This is a genomic window from uncultured Dysosmobacter sp., from assembly GCF_947631165.1.
GTDB lineage: Bacteria > Bacillota > Clostridia > Oscillospirales > Oscillospiraceae > Oscillibacter.
The window spans coordinates 1-14823 of sequence record NZ_CANRKH010000033.1; the positions used below are offsets into that span (position 1 = coordinate 1).

A 14823-nucleotide genomic window follows, 5' to 3' on the forward strand; every position below is an offset into this window, starting at 1 on the left:
GTGCTGAAACAGACGGTGCATAACTAATGGATATTCTTGCGGAGTTCTACCCTGGTCGAAATTATAGCAGGATAAAGCGGTGTTATCACCGCCTCACACACCGTCCCGCAATGCGGGCCGGAGACGCGGTTTTCAGCCGGTTTCAACGGCTTTTGTGCCACTTTGGGGAAGGATCTGGTGTTATCACAGTTTCGACGATGTGATCAGATCTGCTATCAGCAGGCTGGAAAGCTCCTGCAATACCGCAGATTTTGCGGTTTCAACTGTGCTATCACTGCCGCTTTCCGCCTACATTGGAGGTATATCAAATGACAGAAGAAAAAGTGAAATTCTTAATGCGGATCGACCCGGATACGGATCGGAAGATCAAGGCGTCCATGCCGCTGTCCAACTGCCGAAGCCAGAACGAATTCGTAGAGAACGCTCTGCGATTTTATTGCGACTATCTGACTTCCCAGGACTGCTTCTCCGTCCTGCCGCCCATGCTGGTGTCCGCCCTGCGCGCCACGGTGCAGGACAGCGAGAACAGGATCTGCCGTCTGCTGTTCAAGCTGGCGGTGGAGATGGACATGATGATGAATATCCTGGCGTCTGAGATCGACATCCCTGAAGAACTGCTGCGGCAGCTCCGGGGCCGCTGTGTCCAGGAGGTCAAAAAGACACACGGCATGATCTCGCTGGATGACGCGGTGCGTTATCAAAATGGTGAAGAATAAAGGAGCGGTACAGTGCCTCGTGTCATTTTCAAGTGTCCTTACATCAAGGGCAGTTCGTCTAACGCCGCCTCTCACCTGAGCAACTATGTGCGCTACATGGCTACCCGCGACGGTGCGCAGAAGCTCGCTCCCGCCAAGTCCGGCCAGCCCGCCACCAAAAAGCAGCGGGAGATGGCGGCCCGACTGATCCGGGACTTTCCCCTGAGCCGTGGACTGTTTGAGTACGAGGATTACCGATCCGCTCCTACCCAGGGCAACGCATCCGAGTTCATCACCCGCGCTCTGGAGGACAACTACGATCAAATCGCCAAGCGAGAAAACTATATCGACTACATCGCCAGCCGCCCCCGCGCCCAGCGCGCCGGCGCTCACGCGCTGTTCACCGACAGCGATGATCCTCTGGTGCTGTCCAAAATTGCAGATGAAGTGGCGCATCATCCCGGCAATGTGTGGCTGCCCATCCTCTCCCTGCGCCGGGAGGACGCCGCGCGGCTGGGCTACGATGACGCAGCACAATGGCAGGCTCTGCTCCGGAGCTATGCGCCGCAGATCGCGGAGGCCATGAAGATCCCCTGGGAGCAGTTCCGTTGGTACGCCGCGTATCACGATGAGGGCCACCACCCCCATGTGCATATGGTCTGCTACAGTGCCGACGGCAGGTCCGGGTATCTTACCAGGGACGGTATCTCCCAGATCAAATCCGGGCTGGCGAAGCAGATCTTCCGTCAGGAGCTCCACGAGCTCTATGAACGACAGACCCAGAGCAGAGACGAGCTCACCCGTGAGGCCCGAGAGGCCCTGGGTGAGCTTGTCTTAAAGATGCAGACGGGAACGCTGGATAATCCCCAAATAGAACTGCTTATGACACATCTGGCGGAGCGACTCCGGCGCCTCTCCGGCAAAAAGCAGTACGGCTATTTGAAAGCGCCGCTGAAAAACCTGGTGGGCGATATCGTGGACGAGCTGGCGAGAGATGCGCGTGTCGCCGCCGCCTATGACCTGTGGTATCAGCTGCGGAAGGATGTGCTGCAAACCTATCGGGACGATCTGCCGGAACGCCTCCCCCTCTCCCGACAGAAGGAGTTCAAGCGGATCAGGAATATCGTGATCGAGGAGGCTGTGCGGCTGGGAGATCTGTCCGCAGCATCCCAAAGCAGCGTGCCGGAAGAAACTCCCGCTGCGGAGCAGGAGCGTACTTGTGAAGCGATGGACCATCCACAGGTGGCCCTAGAAGTCCGGCACCAGGACACACAATTTCATACAAACCACATGCAGCGGGATCAGGGAACATCTGTGTTTCAGTCCGCAGCCCGGCTCCTTCACCACATGGGCAGGATCTTTCAGGAGCAAACGCCGGGCACCCCTGTTCATGGGCTCGGCCTCGTGGACAGGAAGCTGCGGCGGAAGATCCGGGAGAAAAAGATCGCCATGGGCCATAAGCCGGACGATCATGAGGGCGAGGAGATCAAACTGCAATAGTGCTTTATTTTTTAGCAAGGCTATGGTATATTAAAAGAAAAGGAGGGATGCCCATGACAGCAAAACAGATCAGCCGCAGGGTCGCGGCAGTAAAAACCGCCGATGCCATCAACGCCATTGAGGGCGTCCCTGTTTCGGCTTATGCCCGCACGCTCTCCGCCCTGTGGGCAAAGGGTGAATTAACTGGTGAACAGATGAAAGCGGCTCTTTTGGCATCCCACAAAAAAATGGCCGAGCAGGTGAACCGCCGTGTCTGATCCATATCTATACGAGGATGTTCCTGTCCTGAAAAACAAGTTGGACATTCGGGATGGAAAAACACTGGATCTTGTCGAGGCGGAACAGTCCCGTTCCAATATGATGCTGCTCTATGAACAGGGCTTTGATAACTTTACACCCTCCGGCCTGTGTGAGATCCACCGTTTTCTGTTTGGCGACATCTATGACTGGGCTGGGAAATATCGGATCATCAATATTGAGAAGCGGGAAAAGCTGCTGGCCGGACGGAGTGTCTGGTACAGCAGCGATGAATACATTCCCCGTGATCTGGATACCGCATTTCAGAGCATCCAGGCGCAGCCGTGGGAACAGTTTTCCCGAAAAGAGTTTGTCTCTGCGCTGACCAGATATTTTCCCAAGCTCTGGCAGGTCCATCCGTTCCGGGAGGGAAACACTCGGACCATCGTCATGCTGCTGACATTTTTTGTGGAACACTACGGTTTTTACATGGATCAGGAACTGCTGGCTGCCAGTGCTGGCTATGTGCGGGACTCTTTTGTAATGGCTTCTCTGGATCAATTCTCCGAGTACGAGTATCTGGAGAGAATTCTGCTGGACGCTGTCTGTGCTGAGCCGGTTCTCTACGATGCGGCGTCTTTAGAAGCCAGCAGTGAACCAGGGACTCCCAGTGAGAAGTACAAAAAGTATCAAAAAGACAAGTACGTTCCACAACCACACTATAAGCGTGAAAATTAATGACACCCCTTTCCGGGAACCATTCAACTGGTTCCCGGCTTTTTCTTTGGGAGGTAAACTAAATGCCCTACATCCATTTTACCAGCGAACAGAAGCTTCAGGCCGCAAATATAGACTTGGTGGAATTCCTCAAGCACCAGGGGGAGAAGCTCATTCCCTCCGGCCCGGAATACCGGCTCTCCAGCGACCACAGCATCACCGTCCGGGGAAACGAGTGGTACGATCACGCCGCCCAACGGGGCGGCGGCCCCATCTCCTTTGTCCAGAACTTCTACGGCCTCAGCTACCCGGAGGCGGTCATCCGCCTGCTGAATGGGGAGGCTGGCACAAGCTATGAGCCAGCCTCGAAAGAAATCCATACGCCGAAAAAAGAATTCCTTCTGCCGCCCGCCGCATCCAATATGCGGCGGGTCTTTGCGTATCTGATCCACACCCGCGGCATTGACCGAAAGGTACTGTCCGCCTTTGTCCACGCCAAGCTGATCTATGAGGATGCCGGCCACCACAACGCTGTGTTTGTGGGTATGGACGAAAGCGGCACAGCCCGCCACGCCCATAAGCGCAGCACCAACAGCGAGGGCAAAACCTTCCGCATCAATGTAGAGGGCAGCGATCCCCGATACAGCTTCCACTGGTCCGGCACGGACGATCAGCTCTATGTGTTTGAGGCGCCCATCGATCTGCTCTCCTATATCTCCCTGCACCAGAAGGACTGGCAGAGGCACAGCTACGTTGCCTGCTGCGGGACCTCTAACCTGCCGGTCATACAGATGCTGGATATCCTGCCGGGGCTTCGGAACGTACCTCTCTGCCTGGACAATGACCATGCAGGACACGCCGCCAGCCTCCGCATGGCTGAACAGATCAGAGAACGCGGCATCGCCGCCGACCGCCTGATCCCCCAGCACAAGGACTGGAACGAGGATCTGATTGAAACCACAAGACAAGCACACAGTTTGCAGATAGGAGGGATGATATGACCACGCAGACCATTCTGCTGATCGTGCTGGCGGGCGGGATGCTCCTGCTCATTGCCGCCGCCACACACTTCTCTGGGCAGGGCTCCCTGGACAACATCAAGTCCAAGACGGTGGGCGATGGCCAGCACGGAACCGCGCGGTGGGCCACCAAACAGGAGATTGAAAAGGCCTACCGGCACATCCCATTCCGCCCGGATCGGTGGCGCAGAGGTGAGGAACTGCCGAAAGCCCAGGGACTGGTATTGGGCTGTGTGGGCGGCAGTACAGAAAAGAAGCCCGGCAGACTGAAGATCCTCCGCAAGATGAAACAGCCGATTCAGGAGAAGTGGGCGGATCATCACCCGCTCAAGGCATTGGTGGACACCGACGATATTCACTGCCTGATGATCGGCGCGTCCGGCGTAGGCAAGACTGCCTTTTTCCTGTACCCAAATATGGAGTACGCCTGCGCCTGCGGCATGAGCTTCCTGGCGCTGGACACAAAAGGAGATCTCGCCCGGAACTACGGCGCTGTGGCTTCAAAATACTACGGCTATCAGGTTGCGGTCATTGACCTGCGAAATCCAACCCGCTCAGACGGCTATAATCTGCTGACCCTCATCAACCATTACATGGATATCTGCCTGGGAGATGAGCAGAATCTGGCCGCCAGAGCCAAGGCGGAAAAGTACGCCAAAATTCTGGCCAAAACCATCGTCAATCCGGAAGGTGACGCCTCCAATTACGGATAGAACGCCTTCTTCTATGACGCAGCCGAGGGCTTGCTCACCGCTGTCATTCTCCTGCTGGCCGAGTACTTGCCGCCCACTGATAGTGATCTGCAAGAGCGGCGGCACATTGTTTCCGTATTCAAGCTGGTGCAGGATCTTCTGGCTCCCAGTAAGACTGCCAAGGGGAAAAATAGCTTTCAAGTCCTCATGGACCGGCTGCCGGATACCCATAAGGCGCGCTGGTTTGCCGGAGCCGCCCTCAACAGCGCGGATCAGGCCATGGCCTCCGTCATGTCCACGGTGCTGTCGCGCCTGAATGCATTTCTCGACAGTGAGCTGGAGCAGGTCCTCTGCTTTGACAGTGCCATTGACGCTGAGAGTTTTGCCAGTAAAAAGTCCGCTATTTTCCTGATCCTGCCTGAAGAAGACCCCAGCAAGAACTTCATGGCGGGCCTGATGATCCAGACACTGTCCCGTGAGCTGTTTGCCGTAGCGGATGAGAACGGCGGCAGACTGAAGAACCGGGTCGTCCTGTTTTGCGACGAGCTGGGTACCATGCCAGCCTTTGATATCCTGCCCCTATTCAGCGCCGGACGCTCCCGCAAGCTGACGATGGTGCCCATCATCCAGTCGCTGGCGCAGCTGGAAAAGAACTATGGCAAGGAGGGTGCGGAGATCATCCAGGATAACGTGCAGGATACCATCTTCGGCGGCTTTGCTCCCAACAGCCAGACTGCCGAGGTACTGTCCAAGGCCCTGGGCAGCCGCACCGTCATGTCCGGTTCCATCAGCAAGGGGAAAAACGATCCCAGTCAGAGTCTGCAAATGATCGAACGCCCGCTTATGACCTCAGATGAGCTGAAATCCATCCCCAAGGGACAATTCGTGGTGATAAAGACCGGCACACACCCCATGCGGACCCGGCTGCGCCTGTTTCTGGAGTGGGGCATCACTTTTGGAGAACCGTATATTCTCCCGGAGAAAGCCGCCCGCCCAGTGGCCTATGCCAACAAGCAAGATCTGGAGCGGGCCATTCTCAGGATGCACCATATCCAAAATGCGGAGGAGGTCCCGCCGCCAGCGGCTCCAAAGGCCCCTCCCAGCAAAGCGGCAGGGGCTGGGCAGAGCCGCGGCAAGCGGCAGAAGCAAGGCAGCACTGACGGCGATCCTAATCTCATTCCGTAATGGAGGTGCTGAATTTGGCTTATTTTCAGAAGATTTATCACTCTGAATTGAACCACCGGGCAAGAGTGGTCTATATGTACCTGAAGGACCATGCGGACAAGGATGGCGCCTGCTGGCCGGGAATCAAGACCATCGCCAAGGAGCTGAAGCTGTCCCGATCCACTGTCAAGCGGGCGCTGAACGATCTCTGCCAGGAGGGGCTGGTTGCCAAGGAACAACGCTGGCGGGAGAACGGGAGCCTCAGCTCCAACCTGTACCGGCTCTTATGATGCGAAAATCATGCGAAAATCGGACTCTCCCGCCAAGGGGAGAGTCCAATTATTTTGTGGACCGAGGACGGGTCCATGATGAACCTACCAGAAGGACCCACTCTATGATTTTAAGGCAGAGAAAAGAACAGCTACTGTTGGTCGGAGATCTTCAGCCGCCGCATAGAGTCCTTCAGAGATACAACCGTATCCATGATCAATTTGATTTCCGTACTGCTGCAATCCGCTACCAGCTCACTGAGCCAGTTGTTCAGGAGCGGCCGCACTTTATCGATCTCCACACAGAGCAGCTCGTCCGCGGAACACTCCAACGCATTGATGATGTCCACCATGACCTGCAAACTGGGGATACTATTGCCAGTTTCAATATGGCTGATGTGGGTGACGCCGACGCCAACTGCGTTGGCCAGCTGTTCCTGCGTCATTTTGCGCTCCAGCCGGACTGCACGAATACGGGCGCCGATAGTTTTGTAATCGATCATAGCAATAAGTATCCCCCAACGGATTAGATACTTGTATTGTAAGCGCAACTTGGCTATGTTATAATAACTTTAAAGCGCAATAGACTTTATAGGCATATGCAAAACAAAAGTTTTTTTACGAGGGGGAAATCAAACAATGGAGTTGAAGTCCTGCGCTATAACTGGCCATCGCCCCACCAGGTTTAAATGGAAATACGATGAAAAGGACGCCAGGTGTAAAAGGCTGAAACGAGAGATGCAGGAACAGTTCATATTGTTGTATGAACTGGGCGTCCGTCGGTTTTTCATTGGAGGTGCTTTGGGAGTCGACATATGGGCAGGAGAAATTCTACTTCAAATGCAAGCGCAGCCCAAGTTCAGCGGGATTGAACTCATTATCGTTCTTCCCTTCGAAGGCTATGATGCAAAATGGGACGACCGCAGCAAAAACCGGATTCGATTTCTAATAGATCACAGCACCGAAACTGTAGTGGCCGGGAAAGCGGCAGAACCTCCTGCTGTCTGCTACAAGCGTAGAAATTACTATATGGTGGACCGGGCTGATTATCTGTTAGCCGTGTACGACAACGACCGCTCTATCCGCAGCGGGACTGGTATGACGGTCAACTATGCCCAAAAAAAGGGACTATCCATCACCTTAATCCACCCGGACACTGGTGTTGTATCGCAAAATACTGACAAATAGCACAAAAAACTGGAGAAGTAAATTGCTATATGGAAATGCTACAAAAATCACGGTAATATTGACACCTTGGCTTTATGTGCGTTAAACTATAAATGTTAACCGCTTTCATATGTAACTTTACAACTACCTGTATAGTAAAAGGATATGACACACTGTATTGCTGCGCTGAGTGCGAACGCCGGTATCCTGCTGGCGTGGAATGGATATAAAATTTGGGTGGATGCCCTGCATGATGAACCCACAGGCGGATTTTCGTCTGTTTCTCCCGCAATTTGGACGCAAATGCAGGTCTCTTCCTCTTTTTCGCCGCCAGACTTGCTCTGTTTTACACACTGCCATGCGGACCATTACTCCCGCCGATTGGCAATGGAGGCAAAAATGCTCTGGCCCGATGTCAAGGCCTTCCTGCCAGAGCGTGAATTTGACTGGCAGTTTCTCCTTTCTGGGGATGAAATGAAAGTTTCGTGCGGGGGACTCACGATACGCTTTCTGCGCCTTCCTCATGAAAGCGCAGCCTATGCTGCTGTTCCTCATTACGGACTGCTCATCTCTGATGGAACATTTCGCGTTCTGATCGCCGGAGACTGTGAGGTCGCCAGCCCCCTCCTCGCTCGACGGCTTAACAATGTCCCAGTGGATCTGGCAATTTTGGATTTTCCCTGGCTGACCCTTAGAAAAGGCCGCCAATTCGTGGAAACGGTCTTGCGCCCCAGCCACCTCCTCATATGCCATCTGCCATTTCCAGAAAATGATGTAAACGGCTATGCGGATGCAGTTAGACGGGCCATGAAGCTCTCGGAACTGCCGGATATTCGGATTCTGTCTCATCCGTTGCAGACGCAAACTATATAATAATCAAAAAGCGGCATGCGCCAAGGCGCATGCCGCTTTTTGCTTATTCATGGACGTGGAACATGGTCTCCAGGATCTCGTCCTCGGTGATCTCTCCAAAGTAATCTCTCAAGGGATACCGTGCCAGTACGGCTCTTACATCCTCCTGCCGAAAGGCACACCCCCGCATGGCGTCAGCCAGTCCATCCATTGGGCAGCGGGAAAGGAAGTCTCCATAAAAGGCAACGGAGGTAATCCGGCCCTTTTCCACAGCGGCCCGTACCTCAAGACTGCCCCCATTCCAACGCCGTTTATTGGCCATGTCATATTGAGGGGACCGTCCGAAATTCCATTCCCAGGTATCGTATTTCTCACGCTTCAGCCGCTCTACCTCTGCCAGTTCCGAGGTCGTGAGACTGTCCTCTGTCAGGTCACCGGCAATCAGGGCGCGTTTTAAGTACTCCCAGAACTCTCGCAGTTCCATATCATCCTGCAGAAAATCCCGAATATTCCCAATGCGGCTGCGAACGGATTTTGCGCTCTTGGAACGGAATTTCTCCGGCTCCACATGCAGCGCCTTTGACACCATATCTGGATCTGCGTCAAACAAGAGTGTTCCGTGGTGCAGGATGCGACCGTTTAAAAGCCGCTGGGCCGTACCTGAGACCTTTTTTCCCTCCACCAGAATATCATTTCGACCAGAGGCCTCCGCCTCCAGCCCCAGCGCCCGCAGGGCGTTGACGACGGGCAGGGTGAACCGTTCCATGGTCAGTTTCTCGGCGTCACCCGCATCGGTGATAAAGGAATAGTTTAGATTCCCCAGGTCATGGTACACGGCACCGCCGCCAGTCGTACGGCGCGCCACGCGGATTTTGCGTTCTTCCACAAAAGCTCGGTTGATCTCGGCCTCCGCATTTTGATTCTGACCGATCACGATAGTATTGTCGTTCTGCCATAACAACAGATACTCTCCCTGCCGTCTGTATGTCAGGACGTACTCCTCGAAGGCAAGGTTATAAAATGGATTCAGGGACCTGGTTTCTAAGTAAGTGACTTGCTGGGCCATTGCCGCACCTCTTTTCTCGGGGCCAAAGCCCCCAATATAGTACCTGCCGGCTGTTTCCCACTGTGGGCACCCACAGTCCCCGGCATACGATTATAAACTGACCTGCTTGGAAAGCGGCCATGCCAAATCTTTCTTATTCTTGTATATCTTCAATCAACTCCTGCTTTTCTGCCGCCGTTTGTACTCCCTGTTCCTGCTTGAACTTATTGATATAGGGCAGGAACAACAGGAGAGACACGACCAACGCAATCCAATCCGCCAGAGGGGTGGCCCACGCGATCCCCCTAACGCCGAAAGACGCGTTCAGGAAGATCATCAGAGGGATATCCAGACTGCCCTTTCGCAGCAACGACAGCAGAAGCGGCTGTACCTTCTGCTTCGTGGCCTGGAAGACTGTGATAACCATAAAGTTGACCGCTGTTGACGGGCAGGTGAAGCAGATCACTCTCAGGAAGTCTCTGCCATAGGAGACTGTTTCATCGTTATCAATAAAGCATCTGGTGATGGGGGAAGCAAAGAGGAACAGCGTCAGCGTCGCGGCACATGCCATGATGAGCGTATAGCCAAGCGTCGTTTGAACGGCCCGGCTCATCCGCTTTCGGCTGCCGGAGGCGTAGTTATAGGCAATCAGCGGCAGCACTCCCTGGGTCATGCCTTGCGCAACGGAAAAGGCAATCATGTCGATTTTTTTCGCAATTCCCATGCCCGCCATTGCCTCGTTGGAGTAGGAGGTAACCAGACGATTCAAAACGCTGTTTGACAAACATCCTAACAGCATCATCACAAAACTCGGCAGTCCTCCTAACACCACTTCTCTGGGAATGCCGCCGGAGGCACTGTAGCAGCACGGGTTTGGCGTAATGACTGTCTTTTCCCGTATTCTATACAAAAAAGTGAGGAAATAGAGCGCGGCCGCCGTATTGGAAAGCATAGTAGCAATAGCCGCCCCTGTGATCTCCATACGAAGAACAAAAATGAAGAATGGGTCCAGTACGATATTCAGCACTCCGCCAAAGGCGACGCCGAAGCCGGCCTGCCTCGCGTATCCCTCTGCACGGATCAGATGCGCCAGTGCGGTATTCAAAACGGTAGGTACCGCCCCTATGGTGATGGTCCAGAAGACATAGCTGGAACAAAATCCATAAATCTCCATATTGGCCCCCAGTGCAGGGAGGACCTGAGGCTTCACAAAAAAAATGATGACGCCATAGAGCAGCGCTGCGGCAAATGCTGTCCAGATGCTGAAGGCGGCGGCCTTTTTAGCAGTTTCCCCATCATTTGTGCCAAGACAGCGGGAAATTTTACTCGCACCGCCAATGCCGAACAGATTTGAGAGGGCTGTCAGGGCAACAAAGGCGGGCATCGCAACCGTTGCGGCGGCCACTTGGTCCGGGTCATTCAGTTGCCCAATAAAAAAGGTATCCGCCATGTTATAGATGACGGTGACGATCTGGCTGATGACGGTCGGAACGGCCAGAGACAGCACCGCCCTGTGTACTGGCATTTCACGAAACAGGTACGCATTATCCCACATTATGGTATCCCCTGGCCTCCGTATGAAGTCCCTCTATATAGCAGTGGACAGCTACTTGATAACTGGCTTCGACGCTGAGAGGACAATGTTGAAAAAAACCAGCCTCTTCTTGTGACAAAAAACCATGGATGATGCTGCGCAAGACTCTCTGCCAGTGGATAGACTGTTCTTCGTCGAGTCCGTATTGAGAGAGGACAAGAAAAATTGGTTCCGAAATCAATGTGCCAATCTCTACCGATACAGTTTTCGGCAGGGCCGACACAGAGTTGGTCACCTTGTATAACCCTATATGTTCCTTGGCAAAATTCCGGTAGGCACCCGCCAAGGCGTTGAGCGCGTCATCTCCGTTCTTTCCCGCTATCGCCATAAGCAGTTTTTTCCGCAGTTCTTCCGCCGCGTAACGGCTGACATCGGCCAACAAATCGTTTACGCCTTTTACATGATTGTATAGCGACGGTGTTTTGATCTTCAACTCCTCCGCAAGCTCCCGCATGGAGAGCACGGGGGTCCCTGTCCTCTCGATCATTTCTACCGCTTTTGTAAGGACAACGTCCCTGCTGATTCCTTTCTTCGCCAAAAAGCCCCCTCCTCGCGCAAAAAACTAATGCCATTAGCATCATAATACTAACGGCACTATCTTGTCAACATCTGGGTGATGTTGGCCCTCGGATTCTACGGAAGAAACCAAAACGGGAGCTCCGTCCACGTTTCACCGAAAATAGAAAGGAGGCCAGCCTTCGGGGTGGCCTCCTTTTATTTCTGCGGCAGTGCTGAAAATCAGTCTTGCGGATTCGGATCACGAATGCCGGGACCGTCCTGAAAGACAACGGAAGTAGAGGAATAGGGGAAAACAGACCGGGCATAGACCCCGTTGATATCGCGCATGTATTTTTCGGCAGCAGCGGGGTCCTTTGCCAGGACCGCTTCCGCGACTTGATTGTGAAGAGAATATGCGGTTCGGTTGATTTCGATAATTTCGTCCTTTTCCATTTTTTCCGCGGCCATCCAAAAGGCGTCTTCTACTGGAGATATGAGGACATCATTGATCGCGATGATAAGAGAATTGTGGGTCGCGCAGGCCAAAGCAGAGTGGAATTCTGTATCGACTTTTTTGAATCGCTCAAAATCCGCAATGGCACCGCGGTAATCCTCCATAACGGACCGCAGGATAGCCGCATCCTGTTCCGTGTGATACTGCGCAGCAAGCCTGGCACACCCCAGGTCGTTGACACAGCGGTAATCTACCAACTCTTGAAGCGACATTACGCCGGATCTGATGACTTTCTGCAAAGGCAGTTCCAGGCTTTCAATGGAGATTCCCTTCACAATCGAACCGCCTGAGCGCCCGCCCTCGATTCGGATATATCCGTTTTCCTGGAGCATGCGCAGGGCCTCCCGCACGCTGGGACGGCTGCGGCAAAACTGCTCAGCCAAGACGCGCTCTGGGGGGAGGCGGTCCCCTGGTTTTAGCTCCCCGCGTAAAATCTTCTCATAGATCTGATTGTAAATCACCTCGGGCGCTCTCATGGTGGCTGCTGGCGAAAAGATAGGAGCGTATTCCGGCTTCATGTTGTTTATAGAGTCCACGACTGACCTGCCTTCTTTATGAAAGTGATAAGTGATCGTTTAAAACGACACAATAGGCAAAAAAGTTGTATATACAGATTTACTTTTATAATAATAGCATGTTTTTCTACTTGCGTCAAACAAAATCAGTGTTGTTCCTTCAGCAGTGCATAAATGGTAAAACCATTTCTATTATTAAAAATTGATTGGTTGATTAAGCAATAATTCTGGTACGTTTATTGTGCATGTTGCATAAAGTTACTTGCTGACCGCCCTGTTTGCCAATTAATTATTGACAATCTATATTTTCCTTAGTATCATGTAAATGGTAAGACCTTTTAAACAAAACAAAGGGGGAATTTCTATGTCCGCAAAGAAAAACCTGTACACAAAGGAATTTGCCGCTCGTCTTTACGAAACCATGAGTACGATTCGCAAGTTCGAGGAAAGCGTAAAACATGATTTTTTAGCCGGTGAAATCCCGGGTTTTACACACTCCTACATCGGTGAAGAGGCAATTGCGACCGGCGTGTGCGCCGCGCTGCGGCCTGATGATGTGATTGCCTCCACCCACCGGGGCCACGGGCACTGTGTGGCAAAGGGAGCAGACGTGAAGCGCATGATGGCGGAGATTTTCGGCAAGAGAACCGGACTGTGTCAAGGACGGGGCGGCTCCATGCACATCGCTGATTTTTCCATCGGTATGCTGGGGGCGAACGGTGTTGTCGGCGGAGGCTATAATCTGGCGACCGGCGCAGCGCTCGCTTTTAAGAATGTTCTGAAGACCGATCAGGTGGCGGTCGTTTTCTTCGGCGACGGCGCCAGCAACCGGGGCACCTTCCACGAAGCGTTGAATGCCGCTTCCGCCTGGCAGCTTCCGGTCGTCTTTGTCTGTGAGATGAACTGCTGGGCGTCCACAACGCCCTATCGCTCGATTTGCAACGTAGAAAACATTTCTGACCGCGCGGTCGGCTATGGAATTCCTGGTGTGGTTGTAGATGGTCAGGACCCCCTTGCCGTATATGAAGCGACCAAGGAAGCAGTCAAACGGGCGCGCGGAGGCAAGGGCCCGACTTTGATCGAGGCCAAGACCTGCCGGATCGAAGGGCATTATGTCGGCGACCCGGAGCTGTACCGCGATAAGCAAGAGGTGCGCAAGCTCTTTCGGGAGACAGATCCCCTGCTCCTGTTCCGCAAAAAGACGGCTGAATTGGGCCTGATGACCGCGGAGGAATGCGATGAAATCGACAAGAGATGCGATCAGAAAATCAAAGAGGCAAAGGATTTTGCAATGACCAGCGAATATCCGGACGAGAGCGAGTATCTGAAATACGTTTACTGTGAATAAGGATGGGGGAGGAATATCATATGCGCACGATTACATTTTCTCAGGCGACGCTGGAAGCGATGGCCGAAGAGATGACCAGGGACGAAAAGATATTTGTCATGGGAGAGGATATTGCTCGCCAGGGAGGAATTTTCGGCCAGTTCAAGGGCCTCGCGCAGCAGTTCCCCGGCCGGGTCCTGGACACGCCGATCTCTGAGACTTTCATCGCGGGCGGCGGTGTCGGTGCGGCCATGGCCGGAGCCCGGCCTGTCATTGATATGCACTATGTGGATTTTATCGGCGTCTGCATGGACGAGGTGCTGAACCAGATGGCCAAGGCCAGATATATGTTCGGTGGCCAGGCAAAGATTCCTCTGGTGCTCCGCGCTCCTGACGGCATCATCAACCAGGCGGCGGCGCAGCACTCTCAGAGCCTGGAGGCATGGCTCACTCACATTCCCGGGCTGAGAGTCGTTACACCTTCCAATCCCTATGACGCCAAAATGGTGTTAAAGGCAGCGATCCACTCGGATGACCCCGTGATCTATCTGGAGAGCAAGGTACTGTACAAGGAGAAGGGTGAGGTCCCGGAAATCGAGGACGAGAAGCCCTATGAACTGGGCAAGGCCAAGGTCGTGCGGAATGGGAAGGATGTGACCATCGTGTCCTATTCCATCGGAATGAAGAACGCGCTCGGCGCGGCGGATATTCTGGCAAAGGATGGCATCGAAGCGGAAGTCATTGACCTGATCTCCCTCTCTCCCTGGGATAAGGAAACTGTATTTAACAGCGTGAAAAAGACGCACCGTCTCTGCATCGTGCATGAGGCAGTCAAGCAGAGCGGTTTTGGCGCCGAAATAGCGGCTACGGCGGCGGAAGAGATCATTGAGTATCTGGACGCCCCCATTCTGCGCTATGGCTCGCCTTTCTGCCCAATCGCCTTTGCGCCCACACTGGAGAAGAAGGTCAAGATCTTCCCGGAGGATCTGGTCGAAGGCATTAAAGGCATGTTTTAATC

15 protein-coding genes and 1 pseudogene are annotated in these 14823 nt (G+C 53.6%); 11 read left to right on the forward strand and 5 right to left on the reverse strand.

The features are described from left to right. Positions 1-308 precede the first annotated feature (308 nt). The 7 genes and pseudogenes from Q0Z69_RS13220 to Q0Z69_RS13250 all read left to right on the forward strand — a co-directional run bounded on the left by Q0Z69_RS13220 (position 309) and on the right by Q0Z69_RS13250 (position 6314). Complete coding sequence (locus Q0Z69_RS13220) at positions 309-716, forward strand: hypothetical protein (RefSeq protein WP_298034463.1); 408 nt, start codon at positions 309-311, stop codon at positions 714-716. A gap of 12 nt (positions 717-728) precedes the next feature. Beyond that, positions 729-2195 (forward strand): MobP3 family relaxase, encoded by a 1467-nt coding sequence (gene mobP3, locus Q0Z69_RS13225; protein WP_298034466.1) that lies wholly within the window; start codon positions 729-731, stop codon positions 2193-2195. Positions 2196-2248: 53 nt separating this feature from the next. After that, positions 2249-2452, forward strand: coding sequence for an antitoxin VbhA family protein (locus Q0Z69_RS13230; protein WP_298034469.1), 204 nt, complete (start codon positions 2249-2251; stop codon positions 2450-2452). Next, positions 2445-3170: a Fic family protein gene (locus Q0Z69_RS13235; protein WP_298034472.1), complete on the forward strand. Its 726-nt coding sequence runs from the start codon at positions 2445-2447 to the stop codon at positions 3168-3170. The genes Q0Z69_RS13230 and Q0Z69_RS13235 overlap by 8 nt, the downstream gene beginning before the upstream one ends. A 62-nt stretch (positions 3171-3232) precedes the next feature. Next, positions 3233-4150, forward strand: a complete 918-nt coding sequence (locus Q0Z69_RS13240) for a DUF3991 and toprim domain-containing protein (protein ID WP_298034475.1) — start codon at positions 3233-3235, stop codon at positions 4148-4150. Continuing rightward, positions 4147-6045, forward strand: a pseudogene (locus tag Q0Z69_RS13245) (type IV secretory system conjugative DNA transfer family protein). The gene Q0Z69_RS13240 and the pseudogene Q0Z69_RS13245 overlap by 4 nt, the downstream one beginning before the upstream one ends. Positions 6046-6059: 14 nt before the next feature. Further along, positions 6060-6314: a helix-turn-helix domain-containing protein gene (locus Q0Z69_RS13250; RefSeq protein ID WP_298034478.1), complete on the forward strand. Its 255-nt coding sequence runs from the start codon at positions 6060-6062 to the stop codon at positions 6312-6314. 131 nt (positions 6315-6445) lie between these two features. Here Q0Z69_RS13250 and Q0Z69_RS13255 read toward each other — a convergent pair whose 3' ends face one another. Then, complete coding sequence (locus Q0Z69_RS13255; protein ID WP_298034483.1) at positions 6446-6796, reverse strand: helix-turn-helix domain-containing protein; 351 nt, start codon at positions 6794-6796, stop codon at positions 6446-6448. 136 nt (positions 6797-6932) lie between these two features. Here Q0Z69_RS13255 and Q0Z69_RS13260 point away from each other — a divergent pair, with 136 nt between their 5' ends. Beyond that, the gene (locus Q0Z69_RS13260; RefSeq protein WP_298034486.1) at positions 6933-7481 is read left to right on the forward strand and encodes an SLOG family protein; all 549 of its coding nucleotides are present in this window, start codon (positions 6933-6935) and stop codon (positions 7479-7481) included. Between the two features lie 144 nt (positions 7482-7625). Continuing rightward, a complete protein-coding gene (locus tag Q0Z69_RS13265) occupies positions 7626-8333 on the forward strand; it encodes an MBL fold metallo-hydrolase (RefSeq protein ID WP_298034489.1) in 708 nt (235 codons plus the stop codon). A gap of 43 nt (positions 8334-8376) precedes the next feature. Here Q0Z69_RS13265 and Q0Z69_RS13270 read toward each other — a convergent pair whose 3' ends face one another. From Q0Z69_RS13270 to Q0Z69_RS13285, 4 genes are all read right to left on the reverse strand, one after another. Further along, positions 8377-9378, reverse strand: coding sequence for a lipoate--protein ligase (locus Q0Z69_RS13270; RefSeq protein WP_298034493.1), 1002 nt, complete (start codon positions 9376-9378; stop codon positions 8377-8379). A gap of 133 nt (positions 9379-9511) precedes the next feature. Then, positions 9512-10912, reverse strand: a complete 1401-nt coding sequence (locus tag Q0Z69_RS13275) for an MATE family efflux transporter (RefSeq protein WP_298034496.1) — start codon at positions 10910-10912, stop codon at positions 9512-9514. Next, on the reverse strand, positions 10902-11489 hold the full coding sequence (locus Q0Z69_RS13280; protein ID WP_298034499.1) for a TetR/AcrR family transcriptional regulator: 588 nt from the start codon (positions 11487-11489) through the stop codon (positions 10902-10904). The genes Q0Z69_RS13275 and Q0Z69_RS13280 overlap by 11 nt, the downstream gene beginning before the upstream one ends. 200 nt (positions 11490-11689) lie before the next feature. Further along, on the reverse strand, positions 11690-12481 hold the full coding sequence (locus Q0Z69_RS13285; protein WP_298034502.1) for a FadR/GntR family transcriptional regulator: 792 nt from the start codon (positions 12479-12481) through the stop codon (positions 11690-11692). Between the two features lie 361 nt (positions 12482-12842). Here Q0Z69_RS13285 and Q0Z69_RS13290 point away from each other — a divergent pair, with 361 nt between their 5' ends. Next, on the forward strand, positions 12843-13826 hold the full coding sequence (locus Q0Z69_RS13290; protein ID WP_298034505.1) for a thiamine pyrophosphate-dependent dehydrogenase E1 component subunit alpha: 984 nt from the start codon (positions 12843-12845) through the stop codon (positions 13824-13826). Positions 13827-13846: 20 nt separating this feature from the next. Next, on the forward strand, positions 13847-14821 hold the full coding sequence (locus Q0Z69_RS13295) for an alpha-ketoacid dehydrogenase subunit beta (protein ID WP_298034508.1): 975 nt from the start codon (positions 13847-13849) through the stop codon (positions 14819-14821). The last annotated feature ends 2 nt before the right edge of the window (positions 14822-14823 follow it).